Annotated in this window: 24 protein-coding genes and 1 pseudogene; 14 read left to right on the top strand and 11 right to left on the bottom strand. The window is 59.3% G+C overall.

Going from position 1 to position 24,207, the window contains the following annotated elements:
• The first annotated feature begins 26 nt into the window (after window positions 1-26).
• Window positions 27-395: a DUF3597 domain-containing protein gene (locus D3Y57_RS11540; RefSeq protein WP_121153108.1), complete on the top strand. Its 369-nt coding sequence runs from the start codon at window positions 27-29 to the stop codon at window positions 393-395.
• Window positions 396-556: 161 nt separating this feature from the next.
• Window positions 557-997, top strand: coding sequence for a hypothetical protein (locus tag D3Y57_RS11535; protein WP_121153107.1), 441 nt, complete (start codon window positions 557-559; stop codon window positions 995-997).
• Window positions 998-1,004: 7 nt separating this feature from the next.
• On the opposite strand, the gene D3Y57_RS11530 is transcribed toward D3Y57_RS11535, so the two are convergent.
• Window positions 1,005-3,776, bottom strand: coding sequence for a [protein-PII] uridylyltransferase (locus D3Y57_RS11530; protein WP_121153106.1), 2,772 nt, complete (start codon window positions 3,774-3,776; stop codon window positions 1,005-1,007).
• Window positions 3,777-3,832: 56 nt separating this feature from the next.
• Window positions 3,833-4,630 carry a DODA-type extradiol aromatic ring-opening family dioxygenase gene (locus D3Y57_RS11525; RefSeq protein ID WP_121155813.1) on the bottom strand — a complete coding sequence of 266 codons (798 nt, stop codon included), beginning with the start codon at window positions 4,628-4,630 and terminating at the stop codon, window positions 3,833-3,835.
• Between the two features lie 86 nt (window positions 4,631-4,716).
• On the opposite strand from D3Y57_RS11525, the gene D3Y57_RS11520 reads away from it, so the two are divergent.
• The 4 genes from D3Y57_RS11520 (at window position 4,717) to D3Y57_RS11505 (ending at window position 7,503) form a co-directional block, all read left to right on the top strand.
• Complete coding sequence (locus tag D3Y57_RS11520; protein WP_121153105.1) at window positions 4,717-5,262, top strand: (2Fe-2S)-binding protein; 546 nt, start codon at window positions 4,717-4,719, stop codon at window positions 5,260-5,262.
• A gap of 115 nt (window positions 5,263-5,377) precedes the next feature.
• Window positions 5,378-6,196: an RcnB family protein gene (locus D3Y57_RS11515; RefSeq protein WP_205590118.1), complete on the top strand. Its 819-nt coding sequence runs from the start codon at window positions 5,378-5,380 to the stop codon at window positions 6,194-6,196.
• A 70-nt stretch (window positions 6,197-6,266) separates the two neighbouring features.
• Entirely contained in the window at window positions 6,267-6,917 is a 651-nt protein-coding gene (locus D3Y57_RS11510; RefSeq protein WP_121153104.1) for a 2OG-Fe(II) oxygenase, read from the top strand.
• Window positions 6,918-7,011: 94 nt separating this feature from the next.
• Window positions 7,012-7,503: an RcnB family protein gene (locus D3Y57_RS11505; RefSeq protein ID WP_121153103.1), complete on the top strand. Its 492-nt coding sequence runs from the start codon at window positions 7,012-7,014 to the stop codon at window positions 7,501-7,503.
• Between the two features lie 63 nt (window positions 7,504-7,566).
• On the opposite strand, the gene mutS is transcribed toward D3Y57_RS11505, so the two are convergent.
• Window positions 7,567-10,128 carry a DNA mismatch repair protein MutS gene (gene mutS, locus D3Y57_RS11500; protein WP_121153102.1) on the bottom strand — a complete coding sequence of 854 codons (2,562 nt, stop codon included), beginning with the start codon at window positions 10,126-10,128 and terminating at the stop codon, window positions 7,567-7,569.
• Between the two features lie 177 nt (window positions 10,129-10,305).
• On the opposite strand from mutS, the gene D3Y57_RS11495 reads away from it, so the two are divergent.
• Entirely contained in the window at window positions 10,306-12,570 is a 2,265-nt protein-coding gene (locus D3Y57_RS11495; RefSeq protein ID WP_121155809.1) for an NADP-dependent malic enzyme, read from the top strand.
• A gap of 43 nt (window positions 12,571-12,613) precedes the next feature.
• Here D3Y57_RS11495 and D3Y57_RS11490 read toward each other — a convergent pair whose 3' ends face one another.
• From D3Y57_RS11490 to coxB, 8 genes and pseudogenes are all read right to left on the bottom strand, one after another.
• Window positions 12,614-13,237 carry an SURF1 family protein gene (locus tag D3Y57_RS11490; protein ID WP_121153101.1) on the bottom strand — a complete coding sequence of 208 codons (624 nt, stop codon included), beginning with the start codon at window positions 13,235-13,237 and terminating at the stop codon, window positions 12,614-12,616.
• Window positions 13,234-13,512, bottom strand: a complete 279-nt coding sequence (locus tag D3Y57_RS11485) for a DUF983 domain-containing protein (RefSeq protein ID WP_239026040.1) — start codon at window positions 13,510-13,512, stop codon at window positions 13,234-13,236. The genes D3Y57_RS11490 and D3Y57_RS11485 overlap by 4 nt, the downstream gene beginning before the upstream one ends.
• 99 nt (window positions 13,513-13,611) lie before the next feature.
• Window positions 13,612-14,432: pseudogene (locus tag D3Y57_RS11480) on the bottom strand (cytochrome c oxidase subunit 3).
• Between the two features lie 44 nt (window positions 14,433-14,476).
• Window positions 14,477-15,034, bottom strand: coding sequence for a cytochrome c oxidase assembly protein (locus tag D3Y57_RS11475; RefSeq protein WP_121153099.1), 558 nt, complete (start codon window positions 15,032-15,034; stop codon window positions 14,477-14,479).
• Window positions 15,034-15,180 (bottom strand): hypothetical protein, encoded by a 147-nt coding sequence (locus D3Y57_RS20200; RefSeq protein WP_162987091.1) that lies wholly within the window; start codon window positions 15,178-15,180, stop codon window positions 15,034-15,036. Before D3Y57_RS20200 ends, D3Y57_RS11475 begins: the two co-directional genes overlap by 1 nt.
• Complete coding sequence (locus D3Y57_RS11470) at window positions 15,177-16,079, bottom strand: heme o synthase (RefSeq protein WP_239026039.1); 903 nt, start codon at window positions 16,077-16,079, stop codon at window positions 15,177-15,179. Before D3Y57_RS11470 ends, D3Y57_RS20200 begins: the two co-directional genes overlap by 4 nt.
• Window positions 16,080-16,150: 71 nt before the next feature.
• Window positions 16,151-17,824: a cytochrome c oxidase subunit I gene (gene ctaD, locus D3Y57_RS11465; RefSeq protein WP_121153097.1), complete on the bottom strand. Its 1,674-nt coding sequence runs from the start codon at window positions 17,822-17,824 to the stop codon at window positions 16,151-16,153.
• 4 nt (window positions 17,825-17,828) lie between these two features.
• On the bottom strand, window positions 17,829-18,836 hold the full coding sequence (gene coxB, locus D3Y57_RS11460) for a cytochrome c oxidase subunit II (protein WP_121153096.1): 1,008 nt from the start codon (window positions 18,834-18,836) through the stop codon (window positions 17,829-17,831).
• A 192-nt stretch (window positions 18,837-19,028) separates the two neighbouring features.
• Here coxB and pyrE point away from each other — a divergent pair, with 192 nt between their 5' ends.
• The 7 genes from pyrE (at window position 19,029) to D3Y57_RS11425 (ending at window position 24,173) form a co-directional block, all read left to right on the top strand.
• Window positions 19,029-19,604: an orotate phosphoribosyltransferase gene (gene pyrE / locus D3Y57_RS11455; protein ID WP_121153095.1), complete on the top strand. Its 576-nt coding sequence runs from the start codon at window positions 19,029-19,031 to the stop codon at window positions 19,602-19,604.
• Entirely contained in the window at window positions 19,601-20,338 is a 738-nt protein-coding gene (locus D3Y57_RS11450) for a pyridoxine 5'-phosphate synthase (protein ID WP_121153094.1), read from the top strand. The genes pyrE and D3Y57_RS11450 overlap by 4 nt, the downstream gene beginning before the upstream one ends.
• A 13-nt stretch (window positions 20,339-20,351) precedes the next feature.
• Entirely contained in the window at window positions 20,352-20,753 is a 402-nt protein-coding gene (gene acpS, locus D3Y57_RS11445) for a holo-ACP synthase (RefSeq protein ID WP_121155807.1), read from the top strand.
• 10 nt (window positions 20,754-20,763) lie between these two features.
• Window positions 20,764-21,636 (top strand): signal peptidase I, encoded by an 873-nt coding sequence (gene lepB, locus D3Y57_RS11440; protein ID WP_430739034.1) that lies wholly within the window; start codon window positions 20,764-20,766, stop codon window positions 21,634-21,636.
• On the top strand, window positions 21,633-22,721 hold the full coding sequence (locus tag D3Y57_RS11435; protein WP_121153092.1) for an AI-2E family transporter: 1,089 nt from the start codon (window positions 21,633-21,635) through the stop codon (window positions 22,719-22,721). The genes lepB and D3Y57_RS11435 overlap by 4 nt, the downstream gene beginning before the upstream one ends.
• A 30-nt stretch (window positions 22,722-22,751) precedes the next feature.
• Window positions 22,752-23,063 carry a hypothetical protein gene (locus D3Y57_RS11430; RefSeq protein ID WP_121153091.1) on the top strand — a complete coding sequence of 104 codons (312 nt, stop codon included), beginning with the start codon at window positions 22,752-22,754 and terminating at the stop codon, window positions 23,061-23,063.
• Between the two features lie 141 nt (window positions 23,064-23,204).
• Window positions 23,205-24,173, top strand: coding sequence for a S41 family peptidase (locus tag D3Y57_RS11425; protein ID WP_162987090.1), 969 nt, complete (start codon window positions 23,205-23,207; stop codon window positions 24,171-24,173).
• Window positions 24,174-24,207 lie beyond the last annotated feature (34 nt).

The following is a 24,207-nucleotide window of genomic DNA, read 5'->3' as shown; positions in this document are numbered from 1 at the left end:
TTCGACTCAACAGACAGGATTAAGCCATGAGCATTTTCGGTTCGATCAAAGACGCGATCTTCGGCCAGTCGGCAGCAGCGGCACCTGCGGAAGCGCCCGCCGACGCGCCTGCTCCTGTAGAAGCCGCACCGGCTCCTGCAGCTGCACCCGCCACTGCGACTCCAGATGAAATCGATGCCCGCCTTGCCGCGATTGCGGCATCGAAAGGGGTCGAATCCAACTATCAAACGTCGATTGTCGATCTGATGAAATTGCTGGGGCTCGATTCAAGCCTCTCCAATCGTACCGAGCTTGCCAATGAACTTGGCTATACCGGCGATACCAATGATTCGGCGACGATGAACATCTGGCTTCACAGCGAAGTCATGAAGAGTCTGGCAACCCAGGGCGCATAATTTTCAAGTTGCTTGAAACATTGGCGTTTCAATGCTCTTTTCCAGAGTGACCGGGTAAACGCGACTCATGTTGGGTTAGCGGGCGCATAATCCCGATCGGGTTTCGTGCGTCTGCAACCTCGCGCCTCTCAAACGGTGCGTTTCAACATGGGGAGTTTATAATGAAAATTCATGCTCTGATCAGCTTCGCGCTCGCGACAGCTGCAATCGCCGTCACGCCTGCTGTGGCTCAGCGATCGAATAGCGAACCGGGTAATTACACCTCGATTTCGATGATCAAGGTACTGCCGGGCCAATTCGAAAACTATATGGATTTCCTGGCGAACCAGTGGAAAAAACAAAACGAATTTGCGAAAAAGAAGGGCTATCTGGTCAGTTATCACGTGCTGTCGGCGATCGATCCACGTGCCGGAGAGCCCGATCTTTTTCTCGTGATGGAATTCAAGGATTGGCCGACAACAGCTGAATCAAAGCGTCGTCAGGATGAGTTCGTGGCGATGATGAAGATGGACGAGCACCAGATGGATGCTGCATCCGCCGGACGTGGACCGATGCGGACCCAAATGGGTTCGATGACGCTTCAGGAAGTCTTGCTCAAATAACGAGCGTTCAGGCGACGGCCTTCTCTCCTTCGGGAGAGGGGGCCAGCGTCGCGGGAATGCCCGATGCGTCCAGCAGACGCTTTTCCAGTGCCTTTAACCGCGCCGTTCCCTCGATCTTGTCGCCGATTAGGTCGGTTACATAAAAGGTGTCGACCGCGCGCTCGCCATAGGTCGCGATGTGCGCCGAACTTATCGTCACGCGCGACTGGAACAGCGCATAAGCGAGCGCATTGAGCAGCGCGGGCCGGTCGCGGGCATGGACTTCGAGGACTGTGTACCGGTTCGACGCCTTGTTATCGATCAGCACGTTCGGCGCGATTTCAAACGCATCGGCACGCGGGCGCGCCAGCGGCCGTGCAGCCAACCGGTCGTTCAGGCGATTACGATTGGCAAGCGCGTCCTCGATACCGACCTCGAGTCGTTTGAGTCGACCCTCATCATCGAAGGGGCGGCCGAACGGATCCTGCACAAGAAAATTATCCAGCGCCATGCCGTTGCGGGTTGTGTGGATGCGCGCGTCGATGATGCTTCCGCCAGCCAGATGGATGGCCCCGGCAAGCCGGTAGAACAGGCCGGGGTGATCGCTGGCATAAACGGTGACGAGCGTGGCACCCCGTGCCGGATAGACTTGTGCGGCGACGTGCAGCGACCGGTCGCCAGCTTCGGTGATAACCCGCGCATTGCTGGCGATGATGTCGTCGGGTTCAGCGATCCAGTAGCTTTCGGGTAGGCGCTTGCGGTAAATATCGAAGCGCGCCTGATCCCAGCCGAGTGCCTCTTCCAATGTCTGCTGTTTATTGCTGACCCGTTCGGCGCGGCCGGTCTGTTTATGACCCAGCCGAAGGACTTCCTCGGTCGATTGGTACAGATCTCCGAGCAACTGGCGCTTCCACCCATTCCAGACGCCGGGACCAACCGCGCGAATATCGACGATGGTCAGCGCGAGCAGGAGGCGCAGTCGTTCGGGCGACTGCACTTGTTCGGCAAAATCGATGATCGTCTTGAAATCCGATAGATCCCGTTTGAATGCGGTGGCCGACATGATGAGGTGCTTTGAAACCAGCCACGCCACGGTTTCCGTTTCGGCCGGGGTCATGCCGAGCCGCGGGCAAAGTTTCATTGCGACTTCGGCACCCAGCACGGAGTGATCGCCGCCGCGACCCTTGGCGATGTCGTGGAGCAGGACGGAGACGTACAGCACGCGGCGGGAAACGATCTGCTGCATGATCGTCGTCGCCAGTGGATGATCCTGTTTCAGCTCGCCGTGTTCGATGCGCGATAACAGTCCGATCGCGCGGATCGAATGTTCATCCACGGTGTAATGATGATACATATCGAACTGCATCTGGGCGACGACGCGGCCAAAGTCAGGAACGAAACGGCCGAACACAGTGGCCTCATTCATCCAGCGCAGTACGGTTTCCGGGTCGCGCGGGGACGTCAGTACATCCATGAACAGGGCGTTCGCGCGCGGGTCGTTGCGTATTTTGGCGGTAATCAGGCGAGCATCGCGATTGGCGATCCGCATCGCCTGCGGATGAATCTCGACATTGTGAAGGTCGGCGAGTGCAAACATTTCGATTAGGCGGACGGGGTCTTTCTGAAACCAGTCCTCGGAGGGCAGGGCCAATCGTCCGCGATCGAGAACGAAACCCGACAATTTGCGCGGGGATCGCCTGAAACCCGATAGGGTAAAGCGCCGACCCTTGGGTGCCATGCTGTCGTCGAGATGCGCAAGGAACACGCCGGTCAGGTCGCCGACGGTTTTCGCGGTCAGGAAATAATGCTGCATGAATCGTTCGACTGCGGAGCGCCCCGGCCGATCGTTATACTGCATACGGCGCGCGATTTCCGGCTGCACGTCGAACGTCAGGCGATCCTCGGCACGCCCTGCGACGATATGGAGGTGGCAGCGGACGGCGAGCAGGAAATTCTCCGCCTTTTGAAAGCGGCGAAGCTCCTCCTTGGTCAGTAGCCCCTTGTCCACCAACTCGGTGACTGATCGAACCCGGTGGACGTATTTTCCGATCCAGAACAACGTGTGCAGATCGCGCAGGCCGCCTTTGCCCTCCTTGATATTGGGTTCGACGACATAGCGGCTGTCACCCATTCGCTTATGGCGAGCATCGCGTTCGGCCAGCTTTTCAGAAACGAAGGTGCGTGCGGTCCCTGCTACGACTTCGGCGTCGAAGCGCGCGGCGGCTTCGTCGTACAGCGCCTGATCGCCCCACACATATCGAGCCTCGAGCAAGGCCGTCCGGATGGTCAGGTCGCTTTTTGCCATGCGGACCATTTCGTCCAGTGAACGGCTGCTCTGGCCGACTTTCAGGCCAAGATCCCAGAGCAGGTAGAGCATCGATTCGATGACCTGCTCGGTCCATCCGGTCTGCTTCCACGGTGTCAGAAACCCGATGTCGACATCGGAAAACGGTGCCATCTCGGCGCGGCCATAGCCTCCAACGGCAGCGATTGTGAGGCGCTCGGACGATGTCGGATTGTTGGTGGGGTAAAGCCGGTGCGTGATGAAATCAAAGGCGAGGCGGACGATCTGGTCGATCAGGAATGCCTGAGCCTGTGTTGCTTCGCGCCCGCGTTGGGGATGTTCGGCGAGGCGACGGGCGACTTCGGCGCGGCCTGCCTCCAACGCAGGTTTCAGCAACGCTCCGGCCATTCCGCGCAGGGCACCGGTATCACCGTCGAGGGCGGCGAGAGTGTCGGCAAGCACCCGCCGGTCGATGATGGCGCGGCGGCTGGGGATTGCGTCGAAACGGTCAGACATTGCGCCCCTTTACGGCAAGCGTTGCGCGGACGCCAAACGCCAATTCATCAACCGGGTCATCCGAACCTGTGCCCCGAAATTGCCCAACCCAAAACGTGACCATGGTGGGTTTGGACGGCGGTGTCGTCCTGCCCCGCGCCCAAGGCCACCATCAGCGGCAGAAGGTGTTCTTCGCGGGGATGCGCAAAGCGCGCGTTCGGCAGGTCTGTCCATGCGGTGACGCGGGCTGCGCGGGCCTGTGGGTCGGGGTCGGTGACAGCGGCGGTCAGGGCAGCATCCCATTGATCGGCTGGAGCCGTAGCTTGTCCCCCGCGTACTCCCATGTTGTGAAAGCTCATGCCCGACCCGATGATCAGAACGCCCTTTTCGCGTAACGGTGCCAGTGCGCGACCGGCGGCGATGTGTGCGGCGGGGTCGAGATCTGCACGCAGCGAAAGCTGTACGACCGGGATATCTGCATTGGGGAGGGCAACCATCAATGGGATGAAAACGCCGTGGTCCCAGCCGCGCGTCGCGTTTTCTGCCGTCGCAAACCCGGCTTCGTTGAGCAGAGTCGCGGCCGCGCGGGCAACATCAGGCGCTCCGGAAGCGTCGAAGCGCAGATCGTAAGTGTGTTCGGGGAAGCCGTGGTAATCGAATAGTAATCCCGGCTTCTCGCCTACATGTACCGTGAACAGCGGCTCCTCCCAATGGCCCGACACAATCACGATCGCGGTCGGACGTTCAGGCAGGTCGGCAATGATGGTTTTCAGATAGGCTTCCATCGGCTGCCACATCGGATCGCACGGCGCGTTCTCGTTTATGAAGAAGCAGGGGCCGCCACCGTGCGGGATAAAGAGCGTGGGTTGTTTCATGAAGTGGAGATCGGCACGCGCGGTGGTTGATGCAAGCGCGAAACGATGCGTTTCCTTGAAGCGCACATTGTTTTAGACCGGCCGCCATGACTGCGCTCACCGTCAATAATCAGCCGATCCGCTATGCGCTCGACCCCGAAACGCCATTGCTATGGGCGTTGCGTGACGCGTCCAACCTGACGGGCACGAAATACGGTTGCGGGACGGGCGATTGCGGCGCGTGCACCGTCGACATCGATGGCCGGGCTGTGCGATCGTGTCAGGTCACTATCGGTCAGGTTGAGGGCAGCTTCGTCACGACGATAGAAGCATTATCGCGCGACCGAAGCCATCCTGTACAGCAGGCCTGGGTCGCGGAAGGCGTCGTCCAGTGCGGTTTTTGCCAGCCGGGAATGATTATGGCGGTCGCGGTTCTGCTTAAGAACAACCCGCGCCCGAGCGATGCCGACATCGATGCGGCAATCACCAACATTTGCCGTTGCGGAACATATAACCGCGTGCGCCGCGCTATTCATCATGCCGCCGCCGCCATCCGGGGCGAGGAAACGATCGTCGCGGCACCGCCCCCGGGTATCGACCCCGCCGACGCTGCACGTGCCGTTCCGGGACTGACGCCCTCGATAACCCGCTAGTTTCCTTTCAGGATGCTGACAGGGTGATTAAGGATCGGCTCAGCCGGTGTGTCGTTTAATAGGGCATAAGGATGAAGCGACGATCTTGTTCGCGCATCCGCTTGGAGCGAAGAATATGCGTAAGCAGATCATTATAGCCGCGTTACTCGCGGCTGCAGCAGCGACCCCGGCTTTGGCGCAGGACGATCGTGGGCGCGGTGGTAACGACAGTCAGGCACAGCGTGGAGGCGGTGACCGCGGCGCTCATCGTGGCGGCGAAGGTCGCCCGCAGGCCGCTCAGGCCCCACATCAGCAGCAAGCGGCTCCACAACAAGGGCAGCGCCCACAAGCGGTTCAGGGGCAGCGCCCCGGCGGTCAGCCCAACTGGCAGGGTCGCGGTCGCCCCGGAATGGTGCAGGGCCAGCAAGTGCAGGGTCAGGGACACGTACAGGGCCAACAGCAACGTCCGCAGGGTCAGTGGAATGGACAGCGTCCTGCGCCCGCTCAGGTTCAGCAACAGCGCGGCGACGGCGTTCGCAACTGGCAGGGCAATCGTGGCGGCAACGACCCGCGCTTCGGAAACAATAACCGCAACGGCGGGCGGGACGGTAACTGGCGTGGCAATAATGGCGGTGGCGGGCAATCGTGGAATCGTGACTGGCGGCGGGACCAGCGGTACAATTGGCAGAGCTATCGTTCGGGCCACCGCAACTTCTATCGTTTGCCGCGCTATCAATCCCCCTACGGCTATGGCTACGGATATCAGCGGTTTGGCATTGGCGTCTATCTGGACAGCGTGTTGTTCAGCCAAAATTACTGGATCGACGATCCTTACGAATATCGCCTTCCCGAAGCCTATCCGCCCTATCATTGGGTGAGATATTACAACGACGCCCTGCTGGTCGATGAGGACACGGGCTATGTCGTCGATACGATTTACGACATCTTCGATTAAGTAGACTGTCTATTGCGTGATTATCGGCCCGGGGTCTTGGCGATCCCGGGTCGTTTCGTTAGCGGGCGACATGGCCAAAGACCGTTTAGCCGAAATCGGACGCGCGACCGCCGCGCGACTGAACCGCAATCCCGCCGTCCAGATGGTCGCGGGGGAAGGCATCGACCTTTACGTTTATCAAAATTTTCTGACGTTGGAGGAATGCGGCGGGCTGGTCGCGATGATTGACGCCGATCGCAAGCCGTCGAAGCTTCTATCTGCCACGGACGATGCCGAGTTTCGCACCAGCGAAAGCTGTGACCTCGACCGCTGGAATCCGTTTGTCGACGGGATTGACAGACGGATCTGTGCGCTGATGGGTATGAAGCCGCGACAGGGTGAAACGATGCAGGGTCAGCGCTATGACGTGGGCCAGCAGTTCAAGGCGCACCATGATTATTTCCATGTCGGTGAGCCATATTGGTCGGAGCAGAAACAACGCGGCGGACAGCGGACGTGGACGGCAATGATCTATCTGGATGAACCGACAAGCGGCGGCGAAACCTGGTTCAGCGCCGGAGGATTGAAAGTCAGTCCTCGAACAGCAATGCTCCTGACATGGAACAATATGGATCGCACCGGTGCCGAAAATGTACAGGCGCTGCATGAAAGCCTGCCAATCACCGAAGGTCTCAAGAACGTCGTCACGAAATGGTTTCGTGAACGATATTGGGTAACCTGAACCCTTTCATTTTCCTGACAGCGGCGTTCGAAATCCGTTCATTGCGAATCATCTAAATCCTCATTTGTCACGGAAACGACGAAGGAGAGATTTCATGCGTAAGATTATTTTTGCAACATTGATGGCGGCCACGCTCCTGCCATCGGCTGCATTCGCTCAAAACAGCGAATTGCGTCACGATCGTCAGGATGTTCGCCAGGAACAGCGCGATGTTCAGCGTGCGCGTGAAAATGGAAATCGGGGCGACGTGCGTCACGAGCGCGGCCAGCTTCAGGATGCTCGTCAGGAATTGCGCCACGATAACCGTGAATGGCGTCGTGATGACTGGCGTTCATATCGCAACACGAATCGGGGGCTTTACTCGCGCGGCAACTGGAATGCGGATTTCCGTTACCGCTCGTTCAGCCCCGGTCTTCGTATAACGTCAGGATATTACGCGCCCCGTTATTATATCAACGATTACGCACGTTATCGCTTGCCACGCCCCGGTTATAATCAGCGCTGGGTTCGCCATTACAACGACGTCCTGCTTGTCGATGTGCGCGGTGGCCGGGTCATAGACGTGCTTCGCAATTTCTACCTGTAAGAGACAGCGCAGGTAGGAAGCCAAGGAAACGGCCCCGGTGACTTCATGTCGTCGGGGTCGTTTTCATGTATCGTCGATCTCGACGGATTTTAGCCGATAGAGCGCCTCGAGCGCCTCTCTCGGACTGAGCGTATCGGGATGAATTGCGGCGAGTGTTTCGCGCAATGGGTCGGTCGGAGTCTGCTCCACCAGTGCGGCGAACAGTGGGAGGTCGTCCAGTCCGGCGGCAAGCCCCCCGGTGGCGGCTCGCCCCGCTTCCAGCTTTGCCAGCACGGACTTGGCACGCGACAGCACGGCGGGCGGCATCCCGGCAAGGCGGGCTACGGCAATCCCGTAACTGCGATCGGCAGGACCGTTGGCGACTTCATGGAGCAGTACGAGTTCGCCCTTATATTCGCGTGCGCGAACATTGTGCAGCGACAAGCTGTTCAGCTTTTCCGCAAGGCGCGTCAGCTCGTGATAATGGGTGGCGAACAGGCAGCGCGATTTGTTAACCTCGTGCACAGCCTCCACGACTGCCCATGCGATGGCGAGACCGTCATAGGTCGAAGTGCCGCGCCCGACTTCATCTAGGATAACGAACGAACGGTCGGTCGCCTGGGCCAGAATGGCAGCAGTTTCGACCATTTCGACCATGAACGTGGAACGCCCGCGCGCCAGATTGTCGGACGCACCGACGCGACTGAACAGGCGGTCGACCAGCCCGAGGATCGCAGAGGCAGCAGGTACGAAACACCCTGCCTGAGCAAGCACCGCGATTAGAGCATTCTGGCGGAGGAACGTCGATTTACCGCCCATATTCGGGCCGGTGACGAGCCAGAGCCGGTCGCTGGCCGAAAGTCTGCAATCGTTGGCGACGAAACGCCCGCCCGATTTGGCAACTGCAGCTTCGACAACGGGATGACGCCCACCTGTAATCTCGAAGCAGGCGTGATCGACCAGTGTGGGGCGGCACCAGTTCAATTCGACTGCACATTCGGCATTGGCGGCGGCCACGTCCAGCCGCGCCAGTACATCGGCAGTCGCGCTGATCGCGGCAGCCGAACCCAGTGCAAGAGCCGTCAATTCCTCGAAATGCGCGGCTTCGGCGGCGAGTGCATGTGCTCCGGCCTGTGTCACCTTCAACGCGACCTCATGGAGTTCCGGGGCGTTGAAACGGACAACGCCCGCGAGTGTCTGCCGATGGGTGAATCCCGAATCAGCCACCATCAACGGATCGGCCGAGCGCGCGGGAACCTCGATATGATAGCCCAGCACACCATTGTGCCGTATTTTCAGGGCGGTAATGCCCGTCGCACCCTTGAACCGTGCTTCCAGCGCGGCGATCTCGCGCCGTCCCATGCCGCCTGCGTCGCGCAGATCGTCGAGTCCGGCGTCGTAACCGGGAGCAATATAGCCACCCTGTGACGCGTCGATCGACGGGCTTTCGACAATAGCGCGGGTCAAACGGTCGATCAGCGCCCCATGCCCGGCAAGGGCGGGGAGCAGGGCTACGAGCAGTGCTGGCGGTTGGTCGATGGTCGACAGGCGCTCGCGGAGATCCCATGCCTTGGACAAGCCATCGCGAAGATGAGCCAGATCGCGTGGACTGCCGCGCCCGGCCGACAAACGACCCAGCGCACGGGCAATGTCGGGCAGACTGCGAAGGTCGGTGCGCAATCGCTCGCGTGCTGCACTTTCTGCGGTCCAGTGCGACACGAGGTTCAGGCGATCGTCGATGGCGGTGCGGTCCATCAACGGTGCGGACAAGTCGCCGCCGAGCATCCGCGCACCTGCCCCCGTCACCGTTCGGTCGATACAGTCGAGCAGGCTACCGGATCGCCCTGCAGGTGTGGAGGTAAGTTCGAGGCTTTCGCGCGTGGCCGCATCGATGATTAGATGTTCACCCACCGTGCGCCGGATGGGAGCGGCCAGAAACGGCAGCGCTCCCTTGCCCGCATGGTCGAGATAGGCGAGCAAACCACCCGCCGCTGCCAGTTCCGCGCGTGAAAATGCGCCATAGCCGTCGAGCGTAGCTACGCCGTGCAATGCTTTAAGCGCGGCTTCACCCTTTGCGCTGTCAAAGGTCGCACGGGGCCGTGTGATGCCGCTGACCGCCACTCCTTCGGCGACAATGATTTCAACGGCTCCAAGGCGCGCGAGTTCGGCTTCGAGTGCGCCGTCGGCAACGTCGCCCATTTCCATGCGACCGGTCGATATGTCGGCGGCGGCAATTGCATAGACGCCACCGGCCTGAGCAATCGCGACCAGCCAGTTGCTCGATTTCGAATCGAGCAGCGTGTCTTCAGTAAGGGTTCCCGCCGTAACCACCCGGACTATGGCACGTGCGACGAGTGTTTTGCCGCCGCGCGCCTTGGCTTGAGCGGGCGATTCGATCTGTTCGGCAATCGCAACGCGGAACCCACCCCGAATCAGCCGTGCCAGATAGGCGTCGGCGGCATGGACCGGCACGCCACACATCGGGATTTTTTCACCATCATGTTCACCGCGAGAGGTGAGGGCGATATCGAGGCAGGCAGCGGCGGCGCGGGCGTCATCGAAAAACAGTTCGAAAAAATCGCCCATTCGGTAAAAAAGCAGGCAATCGACAGCCTCAGCCTTCAGCGCGAGGTATTGGACCATCATCGGTGTGGGGGGGGAGGTGTTCGGCGTTGCCATGCGCGCCTTCGATACACAGAGTTAATTGGCGCGCGAAGGGGGTGCAGGCGGGTTTTCGTTTGTGAAGTGATTGGCTTGACGGGCCGCTGCCCCTAACAGGGGGGTGAAGCAGTCGGTCGTACCGAAGCGCAAATGGGAAAATATATGACCGAGGAATCCAACGTCCAGTTTTCGGACCGCGAAGCCCTGTTGTTCCATTCGGAAGGTCGGCCCGGCAAGATCGAGATTGTCGCGACGAAACCGATGGCAACTCAGCGCGATCTTTCGCTGGCCTATTCGCCGGGTGTCGCGGTTCCGGTGCGCGCCATCGCCGCCGACCCCGCAACCGCTTATGATTATACGGCAAAGGGCAATCTGGTCGCGGTTATCTCGAACGGCACCGCGATTCTCGGCCTCGGCAATCTGGGTGCTCTGGCTTCCAAACCGGTGATGGAGGGCAAGGCTGTCCTGTTCAAACGCTTTGCCGACGTCGATTCGATCGACATCGAACTGGCGACCGAAGACCCAGAAGCGTTCATCAATGCCGTCGCTCTGATGGAACCGACATTCGGCGGCATCAACCTTGAGGATATCAAGGCACCCGAATGCTTCATCATCGAGCAGGCGCTGAAAGAGCGTATGAAAATCCCGGTGATGCACGACGATCAGCACGGCACCGCGATCATCAGTGCCGCTGGCCTGATCAACGCCGTATTCCTGACCGGGCGCGAACTGAAGGACGTCAAAGTCGTCGTCAATGGCGCGGGTGCAGCGGCAATCGCGTGCACTGCGCTGATAAAGGCGATGGGCGTGCGCCCCGACAACGTCATCATGTGCGACCGCAGCGGGGTAATCTATCAGGGTCGCGAACAGGGCATGGACCAGTGGAAATCGGCCCACGCTACGAAAACGGACGCTCGCACGCTCGAAGATGCGCTGGACGGCGCTGATATTTTTCTGGGGCTGTCGGCAGCGGGTGCGCTGACCCCGGCTTTCCTGAAAAAGATGGCGAAGAACCCGATTATCTTTGCGATGGCGAATCCAGATCCCGAGATCACGCCCCCCGATGCCAAGGCTGTGCGACCCGATTGCATCATCGCGACCGGGCGTTCGGATTATCCGAATCAGGTCAATAACGTACTGGGCTTCCCCTTCATTTTCCGTGGTGCGCTCGATGTCCGGGCAACCGCGATTAATGAGGAAATGAAGATCGCGGCAGCCTATGCGATCGCCGAACTCGCGCGCCAGCAGGTGCCGGAGGAAGTGGCGGCTGCTTATGGCGGGCGCACCTCTGCATTCGGGCGCGATTACATTATTCCTGCCCCCTTCGATCCGCGCCTGATGGAGATTGTGTCGGCGGCAGTCGCGCAGGCGGCGATGGATTCGGGTGTTGCGACACGCCCGATCCTCGACATGGACGCTTATCGCCATTCGCTGCGCAGCCGGTTAAATCCGACGACTTCGGTCCTGGGGCTGGCTTATGAAGGCGCGCGGGCCCATCCTAAACGCGTGGTTTTTGCCGAGGGCGAAGAAGAAGTCGTCCTGCGTGCGGCGATTGCCTTTCGCGATGGCGGCTATGGCATTCCGGTTCTTGTTGGACGCGACGATGTTCATGCACGCCTCAGTGCGCTCGGTGTCGATAACCCCGAATCTTTCGAGGTGCACAACAGCCGCAATTCGCCGCTGGTGCCGGCAATGGTCGACAAGCTGTATGAGCGCCTTCAGCGGCGCGGATATCTGCGTCGTGAATGCGAACGTCTGGTCAATCAGGACCGCAATATTTTCGCGTCCCTGCTGCTGAAAATGGGTGAAGCCGATGCAATGATCACCGGCGTGACGCGGACCTATGCGCAGTCGATCCGCGACGTGCGCCGTGTCATCGATCCGGCGGCTGGACGCACGCCGTTCGGGGTTCACGTACTCGTCGGGCAAAGCCACACGATTTTCATGGCCGATACGACGGTTAACGAGCGGCCCACTTCGGAAGAACTGGCCGATATCGCCGAGGGTACCGCCGCGGTTGCACGGGCGATGGGTCATGAGCCACGCGTTGCGTTTCTCAGTTACTCGACGTTCGGCAACCCTCCGGGCAACTGGCTCAACCCGTTGCGCGAAGCGGTGGAAATCCTCGAGAAACGCGGGGTCGGCTTTGAATTCGAAGGCGAGATGGCACCCGACGTAGCGCTGAATCCAAAGGTCATGGCGAATTATCCGTTCAGTCGCCTGTCGGGACCGGCAAACGTATTGATCATGCCGGGTCTGCAGTCAGCGAACATCAGTGCAAAGCTGTTGCGTGAGCTTGCGGGTGACGCCGTGATCGGACCGATGCTGATCGGCATGGAAAAACCGGTCCAGATCGCAACCATGTCATCGACGGCAAGCGAACTGGTTACGCTGGCCGTACTGGCTGCGGGTGGGATCGCTCGATAGTTGAGAGGGTTCGCCATCCTGAAACGTGTTCAGGATGGCGAGTTTAAGTGCGCTGCTGCCGCTTTCGCAGCGCAATGACGTAGATCACCGCCGCGACGGCTGCGAACAGGAACCATTGCACGGCATAGCCGAGGTGGTTGTTCGATATTTCGTCGGTGCTTGGTGGCGCACTGGCAGCAAGGCCGGGTGCGGGACGATCCGCCACCAACATCGGGCGGGGCGGTACATGTTTTCCAAATAGCCGGCCGATCAGACTTTCATGCAACGGCTCGGTGGTGATGATCCCATCGACCAGTCCGCCGGTCCAGACTGGCTTGAATTGCGGATCGGCCGCGACGCCCATGTCGATCAAAGCACCCGGCCCTTCGGCGCCCGTCGAACAGGCGGCGATGTGACGGTATCCGGCTTGCCCGGAGGGTGTGACCCCGCCATCGGTGCGCCAATCGACAACCCGCAGGCAATTCACCTGTGATTTTCGGAACATCGCGTCGTCCGACACGGGGGCGAGTTTGGGAAACGCCATTGGCGGCAGATTTCGGTTGGTGGAATAACGCGCGATCAGTGCATCTTTCCACGTCGCACGCTGAAGCTGCCAGATCCCAAGCGCAATCATCGCAGCGACGCAAAGGGTTACGACTGTCGTCGCAACGATCGGAATTCGCTTCATGGCTGCAATCGCCCTTCTCGCGCGGCATTACGGTATTCCGAAGCTAGCAGCGCGGCATTCGCAATCCGAAGGAATGCGATCACGCCAATCGTCGCCACGGGCAGCCAGATAACGAGTTGGAGCCAGAGTGGCGGATCATAGAGGATCTGCATCGTCACGCCCCCGATGACGGCAATCCCGCCAACGATGAGTGTTCCGAAGACCGTGGCACCGTCACCGACATTGAAGGTGGTGAAGTCGAGCTGGCATCCGGTGCATTTCGGCGCAACCTTCAACAGCCCCCTGAACAAGGTTCGGGCGCCGCAACGGGGACATAATCCCTGAAGCGCCGCCCGACCTATTGATGGTGCTATGAAAGCGATGTCACACCCTTATCAGCCCGCGTGGATCGGCGCGCCCCATCCGCCCCAGACATAGATGCTGACGAAGAGGAACAGCCAAACCACATCGACGAAGTGCCAATACCACGCAGCCGCTTCAAACCCGAAATGCTGACGCGGTGTAAAGTCACCATTATAGGCGCGTCGCAGGCAGACGATCAGGAAGATCGTACCGACGATGACGTGGAAGCCGTGGAAGCCGGTCGCCATGAAGAACGCCGCGCCATAGTTCAGTCCTTTAAAGGCGAACGGAGCGTGGATATACTCATACGCCTGAATGCTGGAGAACAGCAGGCCGAGCAAAATCGTCGCCCACAATCCCTTTTTCAGGCCATCGCGGTCACCGTGGATCAGTGCGTGATGCGCCCAGGTAACGGTCGTGCCCGAGCACAGCAGGATCAGTGTGTTAAGCAGCGGAAAGCCGAATGGATCGATGACTTCGATGCCCTTTGGCGGCCATGTCCCGCCTACCGCTTCCACGGCCGAGGGGAATAATGCGAAATCGAACCATGCCCAGAACCAGCCGACGAAGAACATGACTTCGGAAGCGATAAACAGGATCATGCCATAGCGCAGGTGAAGCGAAACGACCGGCGTATGGTCGCCAGCTTTTGCCTCGCGGATCACGTCGGACCACCAGCTGTAGAATACGTACGCCAGACCGGCGACGCCGAGATAGAACACAGGCCCACCGAATGGCTGCGAGTGCATCCACATGATGCCGCCGGAGGCCAAGATCAACGCAGAAAACGCGCCGATCAGCGGCCAGATGCTGGGGGCAGAATGTGATATTCGTGGTTCTTGGCACCGGCCATGACGTCTGATTCCCTGTTCGTCGGGTGGTCTTTAAAAGAGGCGATTAACTCGCCTTCTTCGTCTCGTCCACCGGGTAGAATGTATAGCTTAACGTAATTTCGGAGATATCGTTCGCATCCGGGTCCTTCAGGATTTTCGGATCGACGTAAAAGATCACGGGCATCCGCACCGTCTCGCCCGGTTTCAACGTTTGCTGGGTGAAACAGAAACACTGTATCTTAGTAAAATACAGGCCCGCGGAGACCGGCGTCACGTTATAAGTCGCTGTGCCGGTAATCGAATGGCTTGAATTGTTGGTGGCCGTAAAGAACGCCATGTTGCGCGCACCGATTGTGACGGTCTGCAACGCAATCTCTGGCTTGAACGCCCAGGGCAGATTTGGCGAATGATTGGCATCGAACCGGATCTGGATGGTTTTGCCATCGACGGCACCCGGTGTTTCACCATCGACGGAGCGTTGTGTCGTGCCGTTCAGGCCGGTTGCGACGCAGAACAGCCGATAAAGGGGCACGGCTGCATAACCGAGACCGAGCATCGCCAGCCCTGCCAGCGCCGCAAACAGCGCCGTGCGTCGCCGGGGATCGAGCGCAATGCCACTCATCAGCTAAGCCGGGCGATGGTGATGAAGTAAAACAGGATGACCACCCCGACCAGAATAACGCCGGTGACGATCGAGCGCGATTTGCGGCGACGGTCGAATTCGACGCGATCCAAATCGGGAGCAGCGGGGTTTTCGGGGTCGGTCATATAAACTTGTCCACCAAAAGCACGCCGAACAGCGCGAAAAGATACAAAATTGAATATTTGAAAAGTTGACGTTCAGCCTTCATCGCGGCGTCGCTAGTACGTTTCGATACGCGAAAGGCGAGCGCGGCGAATATCGCCGTTAGTACGATTGCCGCGATGCCATAAACCAGACCGGTCATGCCGAGCGCCCAGGGAGCAATCGCGCAAACCGCCATCGGCAGCGTGTAAAACAGGATCTGGCGTCGTGTGGAACGCTCGCCAGCGACGTTGGGCATCATCGGGACACCGGCTGCGCCATAGTCGGCCTCCATGAACAGTGCCAGCGACCAGAAATGCGGCGGTGTCCAGAAGAATACCAGGGCGAACATCAGGACAGGCAGCGCAGAGACTTGTCCGGTTGCCGCAGCCCATCCGATCAGTGGCGGAAAAGCTCCTGCGGCCCCGCCGATGACGATATTCTGCGGGGTCCGGCGTTTCAGCCAGACGGTATAGATAACGACGTAGAACAGGATCGAGCCGAGCAATATGCCAGCAGCCAGCCAGTTCAGCGCGAAACCCATGGTGAGCACGGCAAAGCCCGAAAGCCCAACACCGAAGTGCAGAGCGGATTGAGCATCCATGCGGCCATCGGGGAGCGGGCGCTTCATCGTGCGTTTCATCAGCGCATCGATGTCGGCCTCATACCATTGGTTGAGTGCGCCCGAGGCACCAGCGGCGAGCGCGATGCAAAGTATGGCAGTGAAGCCGAGCGCCAGCGGCAAAGCGACTGGTGCCATCAGCATCCCGATGATGCCGGTATAGACGACCAGCACCATCACGCGCGGCTTGGTCAGCGCGAGGAAGTCGCGCCATTCGGCCGGGAGTGCCGGGGATTTAACTGTGGTCGCTGTCTTGGTCAAAACGGGGGTCATTTTAAAGCTTCAAAGCCCTCCCCCGTTCGAGACGGAGGAGGGTTGAGGGTTTTAGCGCGTCACCCGATGCGGGGCAGCGTTTCGAACTGGTGATAGGGTGGTGGGCTCGACAACGTCCATTCGAGCGTCGTCGCGCCGTCGCCCCAGGGACTGTCGCCAGCTTTCTTACCGGCAAACATCGACCAGAACAGGTTGATGAAGAATACGCCCATCGACACTGCCATGATCGCGTAACCGATCGAAGCGACGTAATTCCAGTATGACAGCGCGTCGGTATAATCCGGAATACGACGCTGCATACCGTCCAGCCCCAGGAAATGCATCGGGAAGAACAGGACGTTCACGCCGATAAAGAAACCCCAGAAGTGGATATGGCCGAGAGCCTCGTTGAGCATCCGTCCGCTCATCTTCGGGAACCAGTAGTAGAACCCCGCGAAGAGCGAGAACACAGCACCCAGCGACAGCACATAGTGGAAATGCGCGACCACATAATAGGTGTTGTGCATGTAAGTATCGATACCCGCGTTGGCGAGAACGACGCCGGTCACGCCACCGACGGTGAACATGAAGATGAAGCCGAGCGACCACATCATCGGAACCTTGAAGCTGATCGAACCGCCCCACATCGTTGCGATCCAGCTGAAGATCTTGATGCCGGTTGGAACCGCGATCACCATCGTCGCTGCGGTGAAGTAAAGCTTCACGTTGCCCGAAAGGCCGCTGGTGAACATGTGGTGCGCCCAGACGATAAACCCGACAGCACCAATGGCAACCATGGCATAGACCATGCCGAGATAACCGAAGATCGGCTTTTTCGAGAAGGTCGAGATGATCTGGCTGACCATGCCGAAGCCCGGCAGGATCATGATGTAAACTTCAGGGTGACCGAAGAACCAGAAGAGATGCTGATACAGCAGTGGATCACCACCGCCGGCAGGGTCGAAGAAGGTCGTGCCAAAGTTACGGTCGGTCAGCAGCATCGTGATTGCAGCAGCCAGCACGGGAAGTGCGAGCAACAGCAGAAATGCGGTGACGAGGATCGACCAGACGAACAGCGGCATCTTGTGCAGGGTCATGCCCGGCGCACGCATGTTAAAGATTGTAGTGATGAAGTTGATGGCACCCAGGATCGACGACGCACCGGCAAGATGCATAGACAGGATCGCCATATCCATGGCGGGACCGGCCGAACCTGTTGTCGAGAGTGGCGGATACAGGATCCAGCCCACGCCAGCACCCATGCCCGTGCCGCCGGATACGAATGTCGATCCAAGTAACAGCATGAACGAAGGCACCAGCAACCAGAACGACACGTTGTTCATGCGCGGGAACGCCATATCGGGCGCACCGATCATGATCGGCACGAACCAGTTACCGAAGCCGCCAATCATGGCCGGCATGACCATGAAAAAGATCATGATCAGTCCATGCGCGGTGATCAGCACGTTCCAGAGGTGATAGGCTTCGTCGAGACTTTTGCCCGTGCCTACCCAGGTGGTCAGATACTGAATGCCGGGGTGCGCAAGTTCGAGGCGCATCATACCCGAAATCGTGCCGCCGATGATCCCTGCGAAAATCGCGAAGATCAGGTACAGCGTTCCGATGTCTTTATGATTGGTTGACATGAACCAGCGCGCAAAGAACGCAGGTTTGTGATCGGCATCGTGATGATGATCATCTGCGTGCGCCTGAAAAGCGCTGGCGCCGGTTGGGCTGAGAGCGATATCGGTCATTGGCTTAGCCCTTGGTAACGGGAGCGGCGGCTGGCGCCGGAGTTGTCGGTGCAGCCGCCGTATTAGCGGCAGTGTTTGGGGCCACTACGGCCGGGGCACCGGGTTTTGCACCCTTTGGTGTGCCCCCATGTGCTGAAATCCACTGCGCGAAGTCCGCAGGGCTGACGGCCTGAACCGTGATTGGCATGAAGCCATGGCGCGCGCCGCAGATGTTGTTGCACTGGCCATAATAGACGCCGGGGCGTTCGACCGTGAACGAAGCTTCGTTCACGCGACCGGGGACGGCGTCCATCTGAGTCCAGAATGCGGGGACGTACCAAGCGTGAATTACGTCGTTCGATGTAACCAGCAAGCGGATCGGCGTGCCGACAGGCACGACAACGCGATTATCGACAGCAAGAAGCCGTGGTTCGCCATTCGCCTTCGCCTGAGCGTCAGGAAGCATGTTCGAAACCACCTCGAATCCGCCGTTATCGGGATATTCGTAGGTCCAGTACCACTGGTTGCCGATCGCCTTGATCGTCAACGCGTCTTTGCCGACGGGCTTGTACTGAGCAGCGAGCAGGCTGATCGACGGGAAAACGATGATCAGCAGGATCAGCACCGGGACGGTCGTCCAGATCACCTCGATCAGGGTGTTGTGCGACACCTTCGACGGGATCGGATTGCCTTTGCGGCGATAACGATACGATGCCCAGAAGAGCAGCGCGAGGACGAATAGGCAGATCACGGTGATGATCGGCATCAGCAAGGCATTGTGCATCCAGACGGCGCGTTTGCCGATCGGGGTCACCTGCTGCTGGATTTCATAACCGCGGGGAACGGGCTGGCCGATTGTCGCATCGGGCGCGGTGCGCGCAATGTCGGCAACCTTGGAAACCGGTTTTGCGGGCGCGGCCGCCGCCGGTGCAGGAGCAACGACGGCCGAAGGCGCCACTGCCGGAGATTGGGCGATCGCAGCGGGGGCCAGTGCAAGGCCAAGGGCGAAAATTATTGTCTTGATGGCATTCATCGCAGCTGCGTAATCCCTGAACTGTGAGGCGATGCTGCGGATAGCGTGGCCCCGATGCGCTGCGCTATACGCTCGGTTTCTCCGAGCCTCAAGAGTGAGATGCCGCGTTTTTCACACGCGCGTTTTGCAACCGTTGTCACCGTGGTTGTCGCAACGTATCAGCAACCACCAATACGATGAGGAACAGATCGCTTGACCGACGAGGACGTGCTTGACGAATTTCGCGCTGCAGAGGCGCTTCTCGAAGGACATTTCATCCTGTCTTCGGGCTTGCGCAGTAGCCGCTATCTTCAGTGTGCACGCGTGTTGTCCGACCCGAAGCGAGCCGCACGTCTTGCCGAAGCGCTGGTGGCAAAGCTGCCCGCCGACCTGAACATCGATATCGTTGTGTCGCCAGCGATGGGCGGCGTTATCGCGGGGCATGAGATGGGCCGGGCACTTGGCGTCGAGGCATTGTTTCTTGAGCGGCCTGACGGAGTTTTCGAATTACGTCGGGGATTTCGGCTGATTCCCGGTCAGCGCGTTTTGATGATGGAAGATGTCGTGACGACCGGACTTTCGTCGCGTGAGGCGATTGCCGCGATCGGCCGGGCGGGCGGAATCGTTGTTGCCGGGGCCGCGCTGGTGGACCGATCCGACGGAAATGCCGATCTGGGTGTGCCGTTCTATCCGCTGATTCGATTGTCGGTGCCTACTTATGCGGCTGATTCGCTACCTCCTGAACTCAGCGCAATCCCGGCGATCAAGCCGGGCAGCCGGGCGGCATGAATCAAAAGCCCAACACACTGAGGCTGGGCGTCAATATCGATCACGTCGCCACGATCCGCAACGCACGGGGCGGGGACCATCCCGACCCCGTGAAGGCAGCGCGAATCGCGGCGGAGGCTGGTGCCGATGGCATTACCGCCCATCTGCGCGAAGACCGGCGACATATTCGTGATGAGGATATCGCGCGCCTGATGGGTGAGATCGACCTGCCGCTGAATCTTGAAATGGCGGCGACCGATGAAATGCTGGCGATCGCGTTGAAACATCGCCCACATGCCGCCTGTATCGTGCCGGAACGGCGTGAGGAGCGGACTACAGAGGGCGGGCTGGATGCCGCCGGGCAAGTCGACCATCTGTTGCCGTTCATCGAAAAACTGCTGGCGGCAAATATCCGGGTCAGCTTGTTTATCGAACCCGACGCTCGACAGATCGAGGCGGCAATCCGTCTGCACGCGCCGGTCGTGGAGTTTCACACCGGTCGATACGCGCATCTGACGGAGGACCTGCGCGGGTCCGAACTGGCGCGCATTGCCGACGCAGCGGCGCTGGCGGTCAAGAACGGGATAGAGCCCCACGCAGGGCACGGACTGACGTTCGATAACGTCGCGCCGGTTGCCGCGATCCCGCAGTTGGCCGAGCTCAACATCGGCCATTTCCTGATCGGGGAGGCGATCTTCGGCGGCCTTGCGGGCAGCGTGGCTCATATGCGCGCATTGATGGATGCTGCTCGATGAAGGGTATTGGTCGATGATCGTCGGGCTGGGTTCTGATCTGTGCAATATCGAACGGATACAGGCGTCACTCGATCGTTTTGGCGAGCGTTTTGAAAAGCGGGTGTTTACCGAGGTCGAGCGCAAGAAAGCCGAGCGCCGTCCGTTCACGCGCGCCGGAACCTACGCCAAGCGCTTTGCCGCAAAAGAGGCTTTTTCCAAGGCGGTCGGAACCGGGTTCAAGCGCGGTGTGTTCATGAAAGACATCGGCGTCGTCAATGCACCATCCGGTGCGCCGACGCTTGCACTAGCCGGCGGAGCGAAGGAGCGCCTCGACGCCCTGATTCCCGAAGGTTATAAAGCCCATATCCATCTGACGTTGACCGATGATCACCCTTGGGCGCAGGCCTTTGTCATCATCGAAGCGTTGCCCGTTTGAAGGTTCCCGAGTGACGCCCGACGCTGTGACAGATCTCACGCCTGCCAAAGAAACTGCTCCCGCAAAGGTTGGGACCGATTGGCTGGGCGAACTTCGCGGCATATTCGGGCTGATCCTCGCTGTGCTGATCTTTCACAGCCTTATCGCGAAGCCGTTTTATATCCCCAGTGAATCCATGGTGCCCGGATTACTCGTCGGTGATCGACTGGTTGTGACCAAATATCCGTACGGATGGTCCTATGTGTCGGCGACGTTTCACCTGTTGCCCTTCATGAAGGGGCGTTTGCTGGGTAGCCTCCCCGAACGCGGCGATGTCGTCATCGTGACGCCGCCGGGCAGCAAGGAAGACTATATCAAGCGCGTCATCGGTTTGCCCGGCGATACGCTGGAAGTGCGCGGCGGGACGGTGATCCTGAACGGAACGCCCGTGAAACGTGTCGATATGGGCGAGCGTCGCATTCCGGTCGATGCCAACCAGCCGTGCAGTGACCTGGAATATCCGGGACGAAAGATTCGCGGTGGCGATGGACTGGAATATTGTCAGTTGCCGATCGTTCGTGAAACCCTTCCCAACGGTCGCAGCTATGATACCGTCGATCTGGGTTATAACTGGCGGGCGGACGATTACGCCGCTATCAAAATTCCCGCCAATCGTGTGTTCCTGATGGGCGATAACCGGGATCTGTCGGCGGACAGTCGTTTCCCGCTGGCGGAAAAGGGCCTTGGTGGTCCGGTTCCGTGGGAAAACATCGGTGGTCGGGCCGAATTCATCACGTTCTCGCTCGATGGGTCCAGCAAGTGGTGGAACCCCGTTAGCTGGCTGACTGCGCTCAGGGGATCGCGCGCAGGAAATTCACTTCACCCGCAAAGGACAACTGGATGAGCGACGCGGTAATCACACCCGACAAACGTCCAGAGGCTCCCGGTCCCAACGAATTGCGCGATCCGTTCGTGCGGCAGGAACTGAAGCGCGCGGCGGTCTGGATCGGGATGGCCGTGGCGGTCGCGCTGATCGCCCTGTTGTCGCAACCATTGCTCATCATATTCGGTGGGGTCGTGTTCGCGGCAATGCTCGATGGCGGCACGCGGTTGCTGGGACGGGTTATAAAGATCGGCCGCGGGTGGCGGTTGCTGATCGTGGTGCTTGGTGTCGTCGCATTCCTCGTCTGGGTGGTCATGCTGGCGGGCAGTGAACTGACGGCGCAGGCCGAAACGTTGACCAATGTCGTGACGACGCAGGTCGACAAGCTGATGAGCTGGGCAAAGATGAATCACCTGCTCGAAAACGCAGGCGGCGCGGGTGAAATTGGCAAACAGGTCATGGGGTCGATCGGACGCGTGACATCGGCGCTGGGGACGGCTGCGGGTGCGCTGACCAGCGGTGTTATGATCGTCGTGATCGGTATTTTCCTCGCGGTCGAACCACGCCTTTATGAACGTGGCGTCGCGTGGATGTTCCCGGTACGGAGCCGCGACAGTTTTTACGAAACAATGTCGGCAATGGGCTTCACGCTGCGGCGGTTGATGGCAGGTCGCCTCGTCGGCATGTCGGTTGAGGGCGTTGGTGTCTGGTTGTTGTTGTGGGCGGGCGGCATTCCGATGGCGGCGCTGCTCGGTGTGTTGACCGGATTGCTGGCGTTTCTGCCGAACATTGGCGCGATCGTTTCGGGCGTCCTGATTACCGTTGTGGGTTTCTCGGGTGGCTGGAACGCAGGCGTTTATGCATTCTGTGTCTATGCCGTGGTACAGACCGTTGACGGATATCTGGTCGTGCCTACGGTGGCGAAAAAGTCGGTCGATTTGGCACCGGCACTGGTCCTGGGCGCGCAGTTGCTGTTGGGCGCATTGTTCGGATTGCTCGGCCTGATGTTTGCCGACCCCATCGTCGCGATGGTTAAGGTCGGGTTGGAACGCGGGTCGAAAAAAGCTGCTGAAAATGCCGGAGAGATTGAAGTGCCGTCCGCATAATCGTCGCAGAGGTTGAGGGAGCAGTCGTCAATGTCGCTCTTTATGCTTTTGGCTCAGCTTGCGGTCGTCTCACCGGTACTAAATTTCAATCTTGGCAAGATGGCGCCTGCAACGCCCGGATGTAATTCGGAAACTGCCGCCGCCAGTGGAGAAATCATTGTATGCGCGAAACGTCGTGCGCCGGATGATATCCCTGTTAAGGCCATGCCTGTCGAAGAACTCCTGCCTAAAGCCGAATTCAAGCTGTTCGGAAAACTTCGCGGTAAAATTTCAGGGGAGCAGGGTAATGTTGGCCCCATCCCGACCAATCGCGTGATGGCGACGGTGTCCGTGCCATTTTAATCGCGTAGGCGCTGATGTCCACTTAGCCGGAGCTTGTGGCGGGTCCCCTCGTGTGCTCGAAATCTCAATCGACCAGTATTGACGCTATCAGCATACATATGTAGGTGACTACATATATTCACGCGTTTTCGGAGAATGTCATTGACCGGCTTCCTTGCAATTCCATTGATGTTCGCAATGGCTATGCCAACTGTGTCAGTTGAGACGTTGGCGGTATCGTGCGCCGATCTCCGCCCGACGGTCGAGGCGATCGCCGTGATATTGGAAAGTCGATATGTTCTGCCTGCACGCGGAGCGGAAGGGGCAACCCGGCTTCGGGCTGCCGCGCGTCGTGGTGATGTCTCGCATATCTGTGGCGACGGTCCTGCCAAAGCGGCTGCATTGACCCGCGCCACGCGTGGTGTGCTGAACGATCTTCATCTCCGTGTTGCATTCGGCGCTCCTGAGTCTAGCGAGCCACCGGCCAAACCTGATGTCGATGCCCTTGTGGATAATCTGGGCATTGAGGATGTCAGCAGATTGCCGGGCGGCATTGGCTACATACGCCTGTCGACTTGGGCACCGATAGCTTGGGCCGAACCGCGATTGGCAAATGCGTTTGCGCTGCTCCGGGACTCTACCGGCCTTATCATAGATGTGCGTGGTAACCCCGGTGGCGATGGTGACACTGTAAATCTGGTGGAACGGACGTTCCTGCCGATTGGAGCGCCCTCGACATTGCGGGCTTTTGACCGGGCGGGAAAGCCTGCCAAATGGGAAGAAAGCAAGGAGCCCGAATGGCCCCGGTTCCCGCTGGATATGCCATTGATCGTTCTGATCAACCGTGAAAGCGCATCGGGTTCGGAGGCGCTGGCCTTTTCGCTACGTGAAGAAAGGCGGGCAACGATTATCGGTACTCGTTCTGCCGGGGCCGCTCACGTTTTGCGTGATGCCGTCTCATTGCCCGGTGGCTTCGCGCTCTACATTCCCCAGTACCGTTATGAGGGTCGTCTTAGTCATACCGACTGGGAGGGAGTTGGTGTGCAACCAGACATTGAAGCTGGGCCAAAGGACGCAAAAATGCTGGCTTGGGAATTTCTGCGAAAGAATCAGGACGGCGCGAAAAAATGATCGATTTGGCGGTTTTTCCTGGGGAGGCGCGGCA

This window comes from Sphingomonas paeninsulae (genome assembly GCF_003660165.1).
Lineage (GTDB): Bacteria > Pseudomonadota > Alphaproteobacteria > Sphingomonadales > Sphingomonadaceae > Sphingomonas_O > Sphingomonas_O paeninsulae.
This window is presented reverse-complemented; position numbering and strand designations above follow the sequence as displayed.

Excerpts from the sequence above, each read along its gene's own strand:
- D3Y57_RS11540 (WP_121153108.1), top strand. The coding sequence starts at position 27 with ATGAGCATTTTCGGTTCGATCAAAGACGCGATCTTCGGCCAGTCGGCA.
- D3Y57_RS11535 (WP_121153107.1), top strand. The coding sequence starts at position 557 with ATGAAAATTCATGCTCTGATCAGCTTCGCGCTCGCGACAGCTGCAATC.
- D3Y57_RS11530 (WP_121153106.1), bottom strand. The coding sequence starts at position 3,776 with ATGTCTGACCGTTTCGACGCAATCCCCAGCCGCCGCGCCATCATCGAC.
- D3Y57_RS11525 (WP_121155813.1), bottom strand. The coding sequence starts at position 4,630 with ATGAAACAACCCACGCTCTTTATCCCGCACGGTGGCGGCCCCTGCTTC.
- D3Y57_RS11520 (WP_121153105.1), top strand. The coding sequence starts at position 4,717 with ATGACTGCGCTCACCGTCAATAATCAGCCGATCCGCTATGCGCTCGAC.
- D3Y57_RS11515 (WP_205590118.1), top strand. The coding sequence starts at position 5,378 with ATGCGTAAGCAGATCATTATAGCCGCGTTACTCGCGGCTGCAGCAGCG.
- D3Y57_RS11510 (WP_121153104.1), top strand. The coding sequence starts at position 6,267 with ATGGCCAAAGACCGTTTAGCCGAAATCGGACGCGCGACCGCCGCGCGA.
- D3Y57_RS11505 (WP_121153103.1), top strand. The coding sequence starts at position 7,012 with ATGCGTAAGATTATTTTTGCAACATTGATGGCGGCCACGCTCCTGCCA.
- mutS (WP_121153102.1), bottom strand. The coding sequence starts at position 10,128 with ATGATGGTCCAATACCTCGCGCTGAAGGCTGAGGCTGTCGATTGCCTG.
- D3Y57_RS11495 (WP_121155809.1), top strand. The coding sequence starts at position 10,306 with ATGACCGAGGAATCCAACGTCCAGTTTTCGGACCGCGAAGCCCTGTTG.
- D3Y57_RS11490 (WP_121153101.1), bottom strand. The coding sequence starts at position 13,237 with ATGAAGCGAATTCCGATCGTTGCGACGACAGTCGTAACCCTTTGCGTC.
- D3Y57_RS11475 (WP_121153099.1), bottom strand. The coding sequence starts at position 15,034 with ATGAGTGGCATTGCGCTCGATCCCCGGCGACGCACGGCGCTGTTTGCG.
- D3Y57_RS20200 (WP_162987091.1), bottom strand. The coding sequence starts at position 15,180 with ATGACCGACCCCGAAAACCCCGCTGCTCCCGATTTGGATCGCGTCGAA.
- ctaD (WP_121153097.1), bottom strand. The coding sequence starts at position 17,824 with ATGACCGATATCGCTCTCAGCCCAACCGGCGCCAGCGCTTTTCAGGCG.
- coxB (WP_121153096.1), bottom strand. The coding sequence starts at position 18,836 with ATGAATGCCATCAAGACAATAATTTTCGCCCTTGGCCTTGCACTGGCC.
- D3Y57_RS11450 (WP_121153094.1), top strand. The coding sequence starts at position 19,601 with ATGAATCAAAAGCCCAACACACTGAGGCTGGGCGTCAATATCGATCAC.
- acpS (WP_121155807.1), top strand. The coding sequence starts at position 20,352 with ATGATCGTCGGGCTGGGTTCTGATCTGTGCAATATCGAACGGATACAG.
- D3Y57_RS11435 (WP_121153092.1), top strand. The coding sequence starts at position 21,633 with ATGAGCGACGCGGTAATCACACCCGACAAACGTCCAGAGGCTCCCGGT.
- D3Y57_RS11430 (WP_121153091.1), top strand. The coding sequence starts at position 22,752 with ATGTCGCTCTTTATGCTTTTGGCTCAGCTTGCGGTCGTCTCACCGGTA.